Genomic DNA, 14,692 nt, shown 5'->3' with positions numbered 1-14,692 from the left:
AGGATTCACGGAAGGTTCACCGGTGCGGCGACCACGGGTGGCCGCGCGGTCGGTGGGGGCCCGCGGGAGGTCCCGCGGGCCCCCACCGAGAGCTACTCCAGGCCGGCCGCCTCGGCCGCGGCCCGGCCGCCGACGATCGGCAGGTCGATGACCGTCCGCACCGGGTCGAGGGTGATGGTGGCCCGGTTCGGGTCGGCCTGGCTGCCGTAGTCGCGGTAGCTGCCGACGACGATGACGCCGATGCGGTGCCCCTCGGGGAAGACGTAGTCCTCGGGCAGCAGCGGGAAGCGCACGTTGTACGGCTTTCCCGGCAGCATCGGCGTGGCCGTGGCGTAGTCGTCGATGTTGACGCCGTCGACGATGCCCTTGGTGACGACCTCCCGCTCGGTCAGCGCGACCCGCTTGTCGACCTGCTTGTAGCAGGCGTCCTCGGCGAAGCCGCCCCACACCGCGCTCTCGCCCCAGCAGTCCTCGACGGTGCCGGTGACGACGCCGTCGCCGGCCCGCTGGACGCGTTCGGCCGGGCCGTAGTCGACCAGGATCACGCCGAAGTTGGTGTCCGCGGTGTCGACGGTCGCGTTGAGGTGCACCTCCGGCGTGCCGGAGATGTGCAGCGGCGCCGTCAGCGGCTCGGACACGTACGCCAGCCGGTTCGGCTGCACCGCGAGCTCGTTCGAGATCATCGTCGACTCGCGCTGCAGCGGGTCGTCGACGAAGCTCAGGTCGGGGTCGGACGGGCGGTTCGGCGTGACGGAGAGGTGGCCGGCGGCGTCGGTGTCGGGAGCGAGCCACAACCGCGTCGGCCGGGACCCGGCGACGGGCCAGTCGCCGTACTCCTCCCAGACGTCGGGAGCCCGCTCTACGTCAGCCATCGGCTCGTCCATGATCCCGTTGTCGATGCCCTGCAGCCAGTGGTCGAACCAGCGGTGCAGCTCGTCGACCCACGCCTCGCGGCGGAAGTCGAACGGGTCGACGTGGCCGGTCTGCGTCAGCCAGAGCTTGCGCGGGACGTCGTTCTCGGCCAGCTCATACCACCACGTGCTGAACTGGTCCGGCCGGACGTTCTCGTCGTTGAGGCCGTGGACGACGAACACGCTCGCCGTGACGTTGCCCGCGTCGGGCTTGTAGTCGCGGACGTGCCAGAACGGCGTGTAGTCGCCGGTCTCGTCGCCGTCGGTGGCGGCCAGGACGTCGCGCACGGGGCGGCAGTACTCCCGCCGGGCCGGGTTGGTGACGGTGTTCGACAGCGACGACGGGTAGCTGTTCCCGCGGGTGACGACGCCGTTGCTGCGGGTGTAGTCGTACCAGCTGGAGATGGCGCTGATCGGGACGATGGTCGCCAGGCCCTCGACGCCCGACGCGGCCGTCGCGTTCGCCAGCGTGCCGTCGTAGGACTTGCCGATGAGCCCGGTCCGGCCGTTGTGCCAGTCGGCGACCACCGGGTCGCCGTCCGCGTCGACCCCGGTGGCGCGGCCGTTGAGCCAGTCGATGACGACCTTCGGTGACAGGTTGTCGGAGACGTCGCCGGTGGTCGGGCACCCCGTCGAGTTGTTCGTCCCGATCATGTCCATCAGCACGATCGCGTACCCGCGGGGCACGAAGTAGTTGTCGTAGAACAGCGGCCAGCGATCCAGCAGGCCGTCGCCGTCCTGGTCGAGCTTCAGCTCCGACTCGTTGCCCCGCCCGAGCGTCGAGTAGTACGGGCTCGGGTCCATGATGACCGGCACCTTCAGGCCCTGGTCGCTGGCCGCCGGGCGCATGATGTCGACGGCGACGACGTCCGCCTCGCCGTTGCCGTCGGAGTCGTACGGCGAGGTGATGAAGACGCGCTCACGGATCGCGTCGTCGTAGCCGAAGACGGGCTGGGTGACCCCGTCCTCGACCACGATGCCGGGCTCGTCGTCGGCGGCGCCGGCGCCCGCACTCCCGGCGACTGCCGCCGTGGCGGTCAGCGCGAGAGCGGCGGGGACGGCGAGCAACCTGCGGACTCTGACCACGTGTGCCTCCCATGTCCGAAGAGCCGGGCGTTCACTCCAGGCCGGCCGCCACGGCCGCCGTCCGGCCGCCGACGATCGGCAGCTCGATGACGCTGCGCTCCGGCAGCACCGAGATGGTGGCGCGGTTGGGGTCGGCCTGGCTGCCGTAGTCGCGGTAGCTGCCGACGACGATGACGCCGATGCGGTGCCCGGCCGGGAAGACGTAGTCCTCGGGCAGCAGCGGGAACTGCACGTCGTACGGCTTGCCCGGGACGAGCGGGGTCGGCGTGCTGTAGTCGTACAGGTTGACGCCGTCGACGATCCCCTTGGTGACGACCTCGCGCTGAGTGAGCGCGACCCGCTTGTCGACCTCCTTGTAGCAGGCGTCCTCGGCGTAGCCGCCCCACGTCGCCGTCTCACCCCAGCAGTCCTCGACGGTGCCCGTGATGACGCCGTCGCCCGTGCGCTGGACGCGTTCGGCCGGGCCGTAGTCGACCAGGATCACGCCGAAGTTGGTGTCCGTCGTGTTCACGGTCGCGCCGAGCTTGAGCTCGGGTGTGCCGGAGATGTGCAGCGGCGCCTCGAGCGGGTCGGACAGGTAGACCAGCCGGTTCGGGGTGACCGTCTCCTCGTTCGACACCATCGCGGTCTCGCGCTGGGCGGGGTCGTCGACGAAGCTCAGCACCGGGTCGGACGGACGGTTCGGCGTGACGGACAGCCCGCCCGCGGCCCCGGCGTTCGGCTCCAGCCAGAGCCGCGTCGGCCGCGACCCCGGGATCGGCCAGTCGTTCGCCGTCTCCCACACGTCGGGCGCCCGCTCGATGTCGACCATCGGCTCGTCCATGATCCCGTTGTCGACGCCCTGCAGCCAGTAGTCGAACCACTTGTGGATCTCGTCGACCCAGGCCTCGCGCCGGAAGTCGAACGGGTCGACGTGGCCGGTCTGGGTCAGCCAGAGCTTGCGCGGGACGTCGTTCGCGGCCAGGCCGTACCACCACTTGCTGAAATGGTCGGGGCGGACGTTCTCGTCGTTGAGGCCGTGGATGACGAAGACGCTGGCCTTGACCTTGTCGACGTCGCGGTTGTAGTCGCGCACGTGCCAGAACGGCGTGTAGTCGCCGGTCTCGTCGCCGTCGTTGGCGGACAGGACGTCGCGCACCGGGCGGCAGTAGTCGCGGCGGTCGGGGTTGGTGACGGTGTTGGCGAGGCTGGCGAGGTAGTTGTTGCCGCGCTGGACGACGCCGTTGCTGCGCGTGTAGTCGTAGTAGCTGGAGATCGCACTGATCGGGACGATCGTCGTCAGCCCCTCGACGCCGGAGACCGCGGTGCCGTTGGCCAGCGTCCCGTCGTAGGACTTGCCGATCAGGCCGGTCTTCCCGTTGTGCCAGTCGGCGACGACCTCGTTGCCGTCCTTGTCCACGCCCGGGATGCGGCCGTTCAGCCAGTCGATGACCACCTTCGGCGACAGGTTGTCCGACGCGTCGTGCACCGTCGGGCAGCCGGTGGAGTTGTTCGTGCCGATCATGTCCATGAGGATCACGGCGTAGCCGCGGGGCACGAAGTAGTTGTCGTAGAAGAGCGGCCAGCGGTCCAGCAGGCCGTCGCCGTCGAGGTCGAGCTTCAGCTCCGACTCGTTGCCGCGGCCCAGCGTCGAGTAATACGGGCTGGGGTCCATGATCACCGGGACGTCGAGCCCCTGCTCGCTGGCCGCCGGGCGCATGATGTCGATCGTGACGACGTCGAGCTCGTCGTTGCCGTCGGAGTCGAACGGCGAGGTGATGAAGACGCGCTCCCGGATCGCGTCGTCGTAACCGAAGACCGGCTGGGTCACGCCGTTCTCGACCACGATGCCGGGCTCGTCGTCGGCGGCGCCGGCGCCCACGCTGCCGGCGACCGCGGCGGTCGCTGTCAGCGTGAGGGCGGCGGGGACGGCGAGCAGCCTGCGAGCTCTGACCACGTCTGTCTCCCATGTCCGGAGGAGTCCGATTCAGTGCTATGTCACATAAAAGTGGGTGCGACAGAGACGTGTCAAGATCGGACGGTCGCCGACACAGGGGGCGAAACGCACTGGTAACGCGGGCGGGAAAGGCGCGCCGGGCGTGCGGCCGCGCCGGCGGGCGGGGTGACGTCAGGCGGTGACGCGGGCGGCGAGGGCGTCGCCGATCTCGGCGGTGCGGCGCTTCGCCGTCCCCCGCTCCCCCAGGTCCGCCGCGACGGCGTCGACGATGCGGGCGGCCTGCTCGGGCAGCCCGACGTGGTCGAGGAGCAGGCTCACCGAGAGCACGGTGGCGGTCGGGTCGGCGATGCCCTGGCCCGCGATGTCCGGAGCGGACCCGTGCACGGGCTCGAACATCGACGGCGCGGTGCGGTCGGGGTTGACGTTGCCGCTGGCCGCGAGGCCGATGCCGCCGGTGATCGCGGCGGCGAGGTCGGTGAGGATGTCGCCGAACAGGTTGTCGGTGACGATGACGTCGAACCGGCCGGGATCGGTGACGAAGAAGATCGTCGCGGCGTCGACGTGCAGGTAGTCGACGGTGACGTCGGGGTACTCCTGGCCGACCCGCTCGACCGTCCGCCGCCACAGGTGGCCGGCGTGCACCAGCACGTTGTGCTTGTGCACGTAGGTGAGCTTCTTGCGCGGCCGCGCCTGGGCGCGGGCGAACGCGTCGCGGACCACGCGCTCGACGCCGAATGCGGTGTTGACGCTGACCTCGTTGGCGATCTCGTGCGGCGTGCCGACCCGCAGCGCGCCGCCGTTGCCGACGTACGGCCCCTCGGTCCCCTCGCGGACGACGACGAAGTCGACCTCGCCGGGGTTCGCCAGCGGCGTCTCGACGCCGGGGAACAGCCGCGACGGGCGCAGGTTCACGTAGTGGTCGAGCTCGAAGCGCAGCTTGAGCAGCAGTCCCCGCTCGAGGACGCCGCTCGGGACGTTCGGGTCGCCGACGGCGCCGAGCAGGATCGCGTCGTGGCCGCGCAGTTCCTCGAGGACGGAGTCGGGCAGCGTCTCACCGGTGGCGTGCCAGCGCTTGGCGCCCAGATCGTAGGTGGTGGTGCCAACCTTGACGTCGGTGCCGGCCAGCACGGCGTCGAGCACCTTCAGGCCCTCGGTGACGACCTCGGTACCGATCCCGTCACCGGGGATGACTGCCAGATTGAGACTGCGCGACATGGCCCACACCGTACGACCGTCGTCCACATGATGGCACCCGCGTCCCGCGATTCGGACGCGGGTCGCGTCGACCGAGGTCAGCTGGGGCTGACGAAGAGGTCCCGCCGGCCGTACTCGCCGCCGTTGTCGCGACGGTCGATGGCCTCCTGCAACGCGTGCCGGGCCTCCAGAGCCTGCTGCTGTTCTTCGGTCATGATGTGCTCCACAGATTTACTCGGTCGTCCTAGCATATGGAGCGTCGCGAACGCCGTCTCGCGGAATGGCGGATCATCTCGGTATTCGAGACAGGGAACGCCCGGGTGCACTGGGGCTCCCCGTCCCCCTGCTGCCCCATTCTCTTGCCGCGAACGTGCGCGTCAAGCGGACCTATTGGCGCTTCGCGCGACGATGACCGCTTGACTCGCCCGTCCGCGGCGAAGAACGGGCAGCTATCAGGGGGACGGGGAGGATGTGGGCACGCCTCTCGCTTGGCGCGCCCGTTTCGCCCCGCTTTGTCGGGCTGTGGACGCCGATGATCATCGGCGATCGCCTACATCACGAGGATTCCGTGAGCTTCACCATGACTGTAGGGGTGTTGACGCTGGGGTAATCCTCGTGATGGCCCCCGAATCGCGGCGAAATCTCACCAGGTGGACGCTCAACGACACCAACGCCACACGCAAACGGGGCCAACGCCGCGGGAGTCGTCGCCGCTCTCCCCCGTCCTCCATATCAGCTGCCCGTTCTCAGCCAAGACAATCGGGCAGCAGGGGGACGGGCCCAACGCCCCACGCCCGGACACAACGCCGAACTCCCGCCACACCGGCGAACGGTGCGACGGGAGTCCGGGAAGTGGCGGGACGCCTCAGCCGTCGAGGTCGACGGTGCGGCCCCACTCGGCGCCGATGGCCGCGACGATGTCGTCGAGGACCTGGCCGGGGACGGCCTGGTCGACGGTCATGGCGACGAGGGCGTGGCCGCCCTTGCTCGACCGGCTGACCTGCATGCCGGCGATGTTGACGTCGGCCTCGCCGAGCACGCGCCCGACGGTGCCGACGACGCCCGGCCGGTCGGTGTAGCGCAGGAACGCCATGTGCTCGGCCGGCACGACCTCGATGTCGTAGCCCAGCACCTCGACGATCTTCTCGACGTGCTTGGGGCCGGACAGCGTGCCCGACACCGACACCGAGCGGCCGTCGGCCAGGACGCCGCGCAGCGTCACCAGGTTGCGGTAGTCGTCGGACTCCTCGTCGGTGACCAGCCGGACCTCGACGCCGCGGTCGGCGGCGATGAGCGGGGCGTTGACGTAGGAGACAGGGTCCTCGACGACGTCGGCGAAGACCCCTTTCAGGGCGGCCAGCTCGAGGATCTTCACGTCGTGCGCGGTGATCTCGCCGCGGACCTCGACGTCGAGCTGGGTCGCGACGCCGCCGGCCAGCGCGGTGAAGATGCGGCCGAGCTTCTCGGCCAGCGGGATGCCGGGCCGGACGTCCTCGGCGATGGCGCCGCCCTTGACGTTGACGGCGTCGGGCACCAGCTCGCCGGCCAGCGCCAGGCGCACCGACTTCGCCACCGACACGCCGGCCTTCTCCTGCGCCTCGTCGGTCGACGCGCCGAGGTGCGGGGTGACGACGACCGACTCGAACTCGAACAGCGGCGACTCGGTGGTCGGCTCGGAGGCGAACACGTCGATGCCGGCGCCGGCGACCCGGCCCTCCTTGAGCGCCAGCGCGAGCGCGTGCTCGTCGACGATGCCGCCGCGCGCGGCGTTGATGATGCGCACCGACGGCTTCACCTTGCGCAGCGCCTGCTCGCCGATGAGGCCGACGGTCTCAGGCGTCTTGGGCAGGTGGACGGTGATGAAGTCGCTCTCGGCGAGCAGCTCGTCGAGCGAGACGCTGCGCACGCCCATCTGCGCGGCGCGGGCGGCCGGGACGTAGGGGTCGTAGGCGACGACGTTCATGCCGAACGACGACAGCCGCTGCGCGACCAGGACGCCGATGCGGCCGAGGCCGACGATGCCGACCGTCTTCTCGTACAGCTCCACACCGGAGTACTTGCTGCGCTTCCACTCGCCGCCCTTGAGCGCCTGGTTGGCGGGCGCGATGTTGCGGGCGGTGGCCAGCAGCAGGCCGATGGCCAGCTCGGCGGCGCTGGTGATGTTCGAGGTCGGCGCGTTGACGACCATGACGCCGGCCTGCGTGGCGGCCTTGACGTCGACGTTGTCGAGGCCGACGCCGGCGCGGGCGATGACCTTGAGCTTCTTGGCGGCGGCGATGGCCTCGGCGTCGACCTTGGTGGCGCTGCGGACCAGGATCGCGTCGACGTCGGCGATGGCCGGCAGCAGCGCCGCGCGGTCGGCGCCGTCGACGTTGCGGATCTCGAAATCCGGCCCGAGCGCGTCGACGGTGGCGGGCGAGAGCTCTTCGGCGATGAGTACGACGGGCTTGGTCACGGTGGACTAGACCTCCGGTGTGTCGGGCGAGGTGTGACGAGCGCGACACTGGGCCCGGGTGCGACCGAGTGTAACGCCACGTAAACCAAAAGCGCACCCACCTGACGTAGGGTGGCGGGTTCGTTACGTCCGGATTACGTCGGCTCCGGCCACGTCTCCCCACGCCAGGCCGCGTCCCAGAACATCCACTCGAACCGCGTCGCCCGCGCGTACGCGTCGTGCATGGCCGCGACGATGCCCGGGTGACGCTCGGCCTGCTCGTCGGCGAACGACTCCGCGCGCCGGGTGTCCGCCTCGAACGCGGGGTCGCCGTACGTGCGCAGCCAGGCCTCGTAGGGGTGGGTGGGCGTGCCGGCGAGGACGGTGACCAGCTCACGGCCGACCTCTGTGTAGACGCGGAAGCACGGCAGCAGCCCGGCCAGCGCGACCCCGGCGGGCGCCAGCGCGGCGTCGGCCTGCAGCGTGTTGACGTAGGCCAGGCAGGTCGGCGTCGGCTCGACCTCGCCGATGGCGTCCTGCAGCGACATGCCGGCCTCGGCGAACAGCGCCTCGTGCAGCAGCCGCTCGGCGTCGACGGCGCCGGCGGCGAACCGGGCGAGCACCGCGGCCTGCTCCGCGTCCGGCCAGCGGGCCGCCGTCGTCGCCAGCGCGCGGGCGTAGCGGGACAGGTAGTGGGCGTCGTCGGCGATGTAGCGGAGGAACACCTTGCGCTCCAGCGTCCCGTCGGCGAGGCCGGTGAGGAACGGGTGGGCGCGGATGGCGTGGTACCACGCAGCGGCGGCGGCCCAGGCGTCGGCGGAGAAGCTCATGCGGGCGTCCCTTCCGGCGTCCACCAGGCATGGAAGTGGTGCACCGGGCCGTGACCGGCGCCGACGCGCAGCTGGTCGGCGGCGCGCAGGGCGTCGGTGAGGTAGGTCTTGGCGTCGCGGACGGCCTCGCGCAGCGGCCGCCCGTGCCCCAGCCCGACGGCGATCGCCGACGACAGCGTGCAGCCGGTGCCGTGCGTGTTCTCCGTCGCCACCCGCGGCGCCCGCAGCTCCAGCACGCCGTCGTCGTCGGCCAGGACGTCGACGGCCTCCGGCCCGGCCGCGTGCCCGCCCTTGACCAGCGCGGCCGGGCCCTTGGCGTGCAGCTCGGCGGCGGCATCCGCGGCCTCCTCGGGCGCCACGGCCGGCAGCCCGAGCAGCGCCGCGGTCTCGGGCAGGTTGGGCGTGACGACGGCGGCCAGCGGCAGCAGCCGGTCGCGGATGGCCTCGACGGTCGCGTCGTCGACCAGCCGGTCCCCCGACGTCGCGACCATGACCGGGTCGACGACGAGGTGGCGGACTCCGTGCCTGCGCGCGGCGTCGGCGACCGCCTCGACGACGTCCGGGCTGCCCAGCATGCCGGTCTTGACCGCGGCGACGTCGAGGTCGGCGAAGAGCGCGTCCAGTTGTTCGGTGACGAAGCTCGCCGGCACGGGGAGCACGCCGGTGACGCCGCGGGTGTTCTGCGCCGTCAGCGCCGTGAGCACCGCACCGCCGTACGCGCCGAGTGCTGAGAACGTCTTGAGGTCGGCCTGGATGCCCGCGCCCCCGGACGGGTCGGACCCCGCCGCCGTGATGATCGTGGGTGTCATGAGTCGCAACAGCTCCTCCGTCGGTCTCCCTGCGCCGGAATGACCCGGATCAGGTTCGGCGGGTGTGATCTCAGCCCACGCGGGGCACCCCGGCCGATCGGTACGCCCTCGATCCTAGACTCAGCCGGGATGGAAGCGCACGAGGAGTACTCCTGGCGCGGGCGCCGGGTCCGCTGGAGCCGGCGCGGTGCGGGTCCCCCGGTCGTCTTCTGCCACGGCACGCCCTGGTCGTCCGCGCTCTGGGAGCCGTTCGCCGACGCCCTGAGCAGCCGGTACACCGTCCATCTCTGGGACATGCCGGGATACGGACGCTCGTCCAAGGACGACGGGCACGACGTCTCGCTGGCCGTCCAGGGCGAGCTGCTGGCGGACCTGCTGCGGTTCTGGGGCGGCCCGCCGCCGCACCTGGTGACGCACGACATCGGCGGCGCGGTCGCGCTGCGGGCGCACCTGCTGCACGGCGCGCCGGTGACGTCGCTGGCGCTGGTCGACGTGGTGGCGCAGGCGCCGTGGGGGTCGCCGTTCTTCCGGCTGGTCGGCGAGCACCCATCGGTGTTCGAGGCGCTGCCGGCCGACCTGCACGAGGCGCTGCTGCGGGCGTACGTGTCCGGCGCGGCGACCGGCGAGCTGACGGCGGACCAGCTGCGGATGCTGGTCGGCCCGTGGCTCGGGCCGGACGGGCAGCGCGCGTTCTACCGGCAGATCGCCGCGGCCGACGAGGCGCACACGGACGAGATCGAGCCGCGGTACGGAGAGCTCGACGTGCCGGTGCTGGTCGCGTGGGGCACGAGCGACACGTGGATCCCGGTCGACCGCGCCCACCGGCTGGCGTCGATGATCCCGGGCGCGCGGCTGGAACTGATCGAGGGTGCCGGTCACCTCGTCCAGCTCGACGCGCCGGTCGCGTTGACGGCGGCTCTGCAGCGCTGGCTCGACTCGCTCACGCGGTGAGGTGCTGGGCGAAGAAGGCCGCCGTCCGCTCGATCGACAGCTGCCAGCCGGCCTCGAACGCGTGCGGCTCGCCCTCGTAGAGCTGCAGCGTGACGTCCTTGCCGGCGGCCCGCAGCGCGGCGTCGGTGTCGTGGGCCCACTGCGGCGGGCAGGTCTCGTCGGCGGTGCCGTGGTGGATGAGCACCGGCTCGGTCACGCGGTCGAAGAACGTCACCGGTGAGACGTCGCGCCAGAACGCCGGGTTCTCCTCCGGAGCTCCGTAGGCCGCGACGATCTCGGCCGTCAGGTCCTCCGCGCCCGGCCGGCCGCGCGTCCAGGTGTCGAAGTTCTGGACGGCGTTGGAGCTCACCGACGCGTAGATGACCGCGGCGTCGACCAGTCCCGGCTGCACCACCAGCGTGTTCAGCGTGACCCCGCCGCCCATCGACCGGCCGAGCAGGCCGACCCGCTCGCCGTCGAGCTGCGGGAGATGGGTGGCCGCCTTGACCGCCAGCACGGCGTTGACGACGTCCTCGGTGTAGCCCAGCCGCAGCCGCACCTCGTTCGCGGGGTCGTCGTCGGAGCCGGCGTGGTTGCGGTAGTCGGTGTGCAGGACGGCGTAGCCCTGCCGGGCGAGGTAGTCCTGCTCGCGACGCAGGCCGCGGCCGGTCGTGTAGATCTCCGGGTCGATGTAGCCGTGCGCCAGGACCAGCACCGGGAACGGGCCGGTGCCGTCGGGCAGGTTGAGGATGCCGCTGATGGTCAGGCCCGCGCTGCGGTAGGTGACGGCGTACCGGGTGTAGCCGCCGCCGGTCTCGAGCACCTCGCCGAGCCGCAGGTCCCCGCCGTCGTACCGCTGCTGCATGAGCGCCGGCAGCGAGACCGGGTGGGCCGGTGTGGGCGTCGGCGTCGGCGTGGGTATCGGGCTCGAGGTGGGCGACGGGGTCGGTGCCGGCGTGGCGGCCGGGCCGCTGGCGGACGGCGACGGGCTGGGCGCCGCGCCGGGCCGGTCGCCGTCGTCCACGGAGCACCCGGCGAGCAGCAGCAGTGCCGACACGGCCGCCGTCGCCGCCACCCGGAATCCGCACACGGGGCCATTCTCCCCGCATGATGGGGGCATGGCGCGGACGTATCGCACGACCCTGGCCCGGCGCATCGGCAACGCGCTGTTCGAGCCGGCGCTGAAGGCCGGGCTGGTGCCGCCGTACGCCCTGCTCACCGTGCGCGGACGGACGACCGGCCGGCCGCGCACCACACCGGTGCGGGTCATGACGCACGACGGACGCCGTTACCTCGTCGGCCCGTACGGCGAGGTCGGCTGGGTGCGCAACGCCCGGGCGGCCGGCGAGGTGTCGCTGCGCCGGGGCCGGCACCGCGCCTCGTACGCGGTCGTCGAGTGCGGTCCCGACGAGGCCGGCCCGGTGCTCAAGGCGTACGTGCGGGCCGAGCCGATCACCCGTCCCTACTTCGACGCCCACCCCTCCGACCCGCCGGCCGCGTTCGCCGCGGAGGCCGCCCGGCACCCCGTCTTCCGGCTGGAGCCGCGCTAGGAATCAGGCGGCCTTGCGGAGGTCGGCGAGCACCTGGTCGCGGACGGCACGCGGCTGGATGCCGAGGCGCTGGAACACCGCCGTCGTCTGCTGGTCGTCGCTGCGCAGCAGCCCGAGCAGGATGTGCTGCGTCCCGATGGTGGTGTCCTTGCGCGCGACCGCCTCGCGCAGCGACAGCTCCAGCGCCTTCTTCGCCCGCGGCGCGAACGGCAGGTGCCCCGGCCCGCGCTCGGTCTGCTTGCGCCGGAAGACGCCGAACCGCCGTCCCCCGCCGGACTCCAGCGGCGCGTCGAGCGCGCCCTCGCCGAAGGCCTGCTCGGCGCGCCGGCGCACCTCGTCGAGGTCGATGCCGAACGCCTTCAGCGCCTCGGTGTCCTCGTCGCCCAGCCGGTCTCCCCCGTCTCCGGCGACGGCGACCACCGCCTCGCGCCCGCGCTCGGCCGTCACGCCGAGCCGGGTCAGCGTCGCCACCCCCGGCGCCTCGGGCGTGGCGAGCAGCGACAGCAGCACGTGCTCGGTGCCGATCCAGCGATGCCGCAGCTCGCGGGCCTCCTTCTGGGCCCCGATCACGACGTCGCGGGCCTCTCGGGTGAACCGCTCGAACATCCCTACCTCCTCGCGTGCTTCTTGTGCACGGCCTGCCTGCTGACGCCGAGTGCGGCCCCGATCTCCTCCCAGGACCAGCCCTGACGCCGGGCGCTCTCGACCTGCAGCGCCTCGAGCCGTTCCACCAGCCGGCGCAGCGCGGCGACCGCCCGCAGGCCGACCCGCGGGTCGGCGTCGACGGCCCCGGTCGCGGCGTCGACCGCCTCTCGTGCCTCGGATCCGGTCATGATGTCAACCTAAGCTGACACCTCGGGGATGTCAACTCATGTTGACGGCGCGGGCTGTCGGTGGCGCCCGATACGGTCGCGACCATGATCGAGCCCGACTTCGTCACCGCCACCCGCACCGCCTACGACACGGTCGCGGCGTCCTACGCCGAGCAGCTGCGCGACCACCTCGCCGGCGAGCCGTTCGACCGCGCCATGCTCGACGCCTTCACGTCGCTGGTCGGCACCGGGGCCGGGCCGGTGGTCGAGGTCGGGTGCGGCCCGGGCCGCATCACCGGCTACCTGCACGATCACGGGCTCGACATCTCCGGCGTCGACCTCTCGCCGAGAATGATCGAGGTCGCCCGCGCCGCCCATCCCGCCATCCGGTTCACGGTCGGCACCATGACGGCGCTCGACGTCCCCGACGGCGCCCTGGCCGGGCTGGTCGCGTGGTACTCGATCATCCACACGCCGCCCGAGCTGCTGCCCGGCGTGTTCGCCGAGTTCCGCCGGGCGCTGCGCCACGACGGCCGGCTGCTGCTGGCCTTCCAGGCGGGCGACGAGGTCGTGCACGTCCAGCACGCGTACGGGCACGACATCGACGCCCATGCGTACCGGCTGCCGCCCGACCACATCGCGGAGCTGCTCGCCGACGCCGGCTTCGCCGTCGAGGCGCGGCTGGTCCGGGCGGGGCGGCCGCCGCTGGAGAAGACGCCGCAGGCCTACCTGCTGGCGAGGGTCCAGCGGTGAGAACCGTCGTCATGGGCGAGCTACTACTGCTATGGCGACAGTAATCCGCCCGTGATCATGGTTCTGGGCATCGTCATCGACCACGCACGCGGCGAGCAGCCCGGCCCGTCATGACGCACGTCCGGGCGCACGGCTTCCCGGCGCCGGCGGTTCACGGGGTCACTGGTCCGGACCTCGTCCTCGACCGGCTCGCCGGTCCGACGCTCCTCCAGGCGCTGCTCGACGGCGACAGCACCGTCGCCGCGGCCGCCGCGACGCTGGCCGACCTGCACCGGCGGCTGCACGCCGTCCCACCGGCTGGGCGGCCCACCGCCGCGCCGGACGGCACCGTCATCCACCTCGATCTACACCCCGGCTACGTGGTCCTGACACCGGACGGGCCGGTGCTCATCGACTGGCGCAACGCCACCGACGGGCCGGCCGACCTCGACGTCGGCTACATCCTGGCGCAGGTCGCCGTCGAGCCCGAGTCCGGCCAGGCACCCCTCGCCGCCGCGCTGACCGGGGCGTTCCTGGCCGTCGCCGCGGCGCACCGCTCGATCACCTCGACGTCGCCGCGGCGGCCGCACTCGTCGCCCAGGAGGCCCGGCACGCCTCCTGACCACCCCCTGCGCCGCACCGAAGTACCGCACAAAGCAGTGGAATCCAGGCGTGAACAGGAGCAAGATGGTGAGCACACAACCCGCCGAAGACTCTCGGGGTGCATCCATGTCCGGTCTCCACAACGACGCACCAGGCATGCTGCCGGTGCTCTCGAAGGGCAAACACCGCAACGCACGCAAGGGCGCGTGCTTCATGGAATTCGCGTCCTACCTCGCCGGCGAGCGCTGGAGCGACCACCCGTCCTGCACGCATCCGCTGCTGGCCGCGGTCGCCCGGCTGGTGAACGACGCCATCTCCGACGAGCGCCGGCCGCGGCTGGCACCACTGGTCCCCTCGGTCATCGGGGTCGACTCCGACGACCCTCGCATGGACGTCCACATCACGCTGCGGGTCGCCCAGACGGCGCTGCCGGTCGCCTCGGCGGAACGGCAGCGGGTGCTGGCGGTCGCGTTGCTGTCGGCCGAGCGCATCCTCGACGAGCTCGACCACCGGCCGGCCGGAACGCTCACCCAGCGCAGCCGCGAGGCACTCGACAAGGTCCCGGTGGCGGCCCGGTGGGCGTACGACTTCGCCGAGGGCGAGCAGACGACGATGAAGGGCTTCCAGCGCTACGCGGCGCCGACGGCGGTCCGGTGCGCGGTCGAGGGCGTCGCCAACGCCTGCGTCGCCGACCCCGACGCACTGCTGCACGAGCTGCTCGAGCTGACCATCGCCGACTGCGCCCGCCTGGTCGAGCCGCGTGGCAGCACCGACCCCGCACGCTGGGCCGACGCCTGCCGGCTCACCGGCACGGTCAGCGCCTGAAGCGACCCCGGCGCGCGAAGTTAGGTTTGCCTGAGCTAAT

14 protein-coding genes and 1 riboswitch are annotated in these 14,692 nt (G+C 72.0%); of the genes, 4 read left to right on the top strand and 10 right to left on the bottom strand.

Annotated elements, in window-relative coordinates:
- Positions 1-92: 92 nt before the first annotated feature.
- The 6 genes from DY240_RS08440 to thiD form a co-directional block, all read right to left on the bottom strand.
- Complete coding sequence (locus DY240_RS08440) at positions 93-1,997, bottom strand: Xaa-Pro dipeptidyl-peptidase (RefSeq protein WP_199701092.1); 1,905 nt, start codon at positions 1,995-1,997, stop codon at positions 93-95.
- Between the two features lie 31 nt (positions 1,998-2,028).
- The gene (locus DY240_RS08435; protein ID WP_199701085.1) at positions 2,029-3,933 is read right to left on the bottom strand and encodes a Xaa-Pro dipeptidyl-peptidase; all 1,905 of its coding nucleotides are present in this window, start codon (positions 3,931-3,933) and stop codon (positions 2,029-2,031) included.
- A gap of 171 nt (positions 3,934-4,104) precedes the next feature.
- Complete coding sequence (locus tag DY240_RS08430; RefSeq protein WP_119659491.1) at positions 4,105-5,148, bottom strand: 3-isopropylmalate dehydrogenase; 1,044 nt, start codon at positions 5,146-5,148, stop codon at positions 4,105-4,107.
- A gap of 844 nt (positions 5,149-5,992) precedes the next feature.
- Positions 5,993-7,582, bottom strand: coding sequence for a phosphoglycerate dehydrogenase (gene serA / locus DY240_RS08425; protein ID WP_119659490.1), 1,590 nt, complete (start codon positions 7,580-7,582; stop codon positions 5,993-5,995).
- 134 nt (positions 7,583-7,716) lie between these two features.
- Positions 7,717-8,391: a TenA family protein gene (locus DY240_RS08420; RefSeq protein WP_119659489.1), complete on the bottom strand. Its 675-nt coding sequence runs from the start codon at positions 8,389-8,391 to the stop codon at positions 7,717-7,719.
- The gene (thiD, locus tag DY240_RS08415) at positions 8,388-9,200 is read right to left on the bottom strand and encodes a bifunctional hydroxymethylpyrimidine kinase/phosphomethylpyrimidine kinase (protein ID WP_119659488.1); all 813 of its coding nucleotides are present in this window, start codon (positions 9,198-9,200) and stop codon (positions 8,388-8,390) included. Before thiD ends, DY240_RS08420 begins: the two co-directional genes overlap by 4 nt.
- Positions 9,201-9,208: 8 nt before the next feature.
- Positions 9,209-9,302, bottom strand: a riboswitch (TPP riboswitch).
- Between the two features lie 27 nt (positions 9,303-9,329).
- Between thiD and DY240_RS08410 the strand changes: the two genes are divergently transcribed.
- Positions 9,330-10,151 (top strand): alpha/beta fold hydrolase, encoded by an 822-nt coding sequence (locus tag DY240_RS08410; protein WP_119659487.1) that lies wholly within the window; start codon positions 9,330-9,332, stop codon positions 10,149-10,151.
- On the opposite strand, the gene DY240_RS08405 is transcribed toward DY240_RS08410, so the two are convergent.
- Positions 10,141-11,220 (bottom strand): alpha/beta hydrolase family protein, encoded by a 1,080-nt coding sequence (locus DY240_RS08405; RefSeq protein ID WP_199701083.1) that lies wholly within the window; start codon positions 11,218-11,220, stop codon positions 10,141-10,143. The genes DY240_RS08410 and DY240_RS08405 overlap by 11 nt on opposite strands.
- A gap of 28 nt (positions 11,221-11,248) precedes the next feature.
- Here DY240_RS08405 and DY240_RS08400 point away from each other — a divergent pair, with 28 nt between their 5' ends.
- Positions 11,249-11,680: a nitroreductase family deazaflavin-dependent oxidoreductase gene (locus tag DY240_RS08400; RefSeq protein ID WP_119659495.1), complete on the top strand. Its 432-nt coding sequence runs from the start codon at positions 11,249-11,251 to the stop codon at positions 11,678-11,680.
- A gap of 3 nt (positions 11,681-11,683) precedes the next feature.
- Here DY240_RS08400 and DY240_RS33860 read toward each other — a convergent pair whose 3' ends face one another.
- Both DY240_RS33860 and DY240_RS08390 read right to left on the bottom strand, forming a co-directional pair.
- Positions 11,684-12,286 carry a Clp protease N-terminal domain-containing protein gene (locus tag DY240_RS33860; protein ID WP_119659485.1) on the bottom strand — a complete coding sequence of 201 codons (603 nt, stop codon included), beginning with the start codon at positions 12,284-12,286 and terminating at the stop codon, positions 11,684-11,686.
- Between the two features lie 2 nt (positions 12,287-12,288).
- The gene (locus DY240_RS08390; RefSeq protein WP_119659484.1) at positions 12,289-12,513 is read right to left on the bottom strand and encodes a hypothetical protein; all 225 of its coding nucleotides are present in this window, start codon (positions 12,511-12,513) and stop codon (positions 12,289-12,291) included.
- Between the two features lie 84 nt (positions 12,514-12,597).
- Between DY240_RS08390 and DY240_RS08385 the strand changes: the two genes are divergently transcribed.
- A complete protein-coding gene (locus DY240_RS08385) occupies positions 12,598-13,245 on the top strand; it encodes a class I SAM-dependent DNA methyltransferase (RefSeq protein WP_119659494.1) in 648 nt (215 codons plus the stop codon).
- A 436-nt stretch (positions 13,246-13,681) separates the two neighbouring features.
- On the opposite strand, the gene DY240_RS31755 is transcribed toward DY240_RS08385, so the two are convergent.
- A complete protein-coding gene (locus DY240_RS31755; RefSeq protein WP_158602778.1) occupies positions 13,682-13,837 on the bottom strand; it encodes a hypothetical protein in 156 nt (51 codons plus the stop codon).
- Between the two features lie 116 nt (positions 13,838-13,953).
- On the opposite strand from DY240_RS31755, the gene DY240_RS08375 reads away from it, so the two are divergent.
- Positions 13,954-14,652 carry a hypothetical protein gene (locus tag DY240_RS08375; RefSeq protein WP_199701082.1) on the top strand — a complete coding sequence of 233 codons (699 nt, stop codon included), beginning with the start codon at positions 13,954-13,956 and terminating at the stop codon, positions 14,650-14,652.
- The last annotated feature ends 40 nt before the right edge of the window (positions 14,653-14,692 follow it).

Source organism: Jiangella rhizosphaerae, assembly GCF_003579925.1.
Classification (GTDB): Bacteria; Actinomycetota; Actinomycetes; order Jiangellales; family Jiangellaceae; genus Jiangella; species Jiangella rhizosphaerae.
This window is presented reverse-complemented; position numbering and strand designations above follow the sequence as displayed.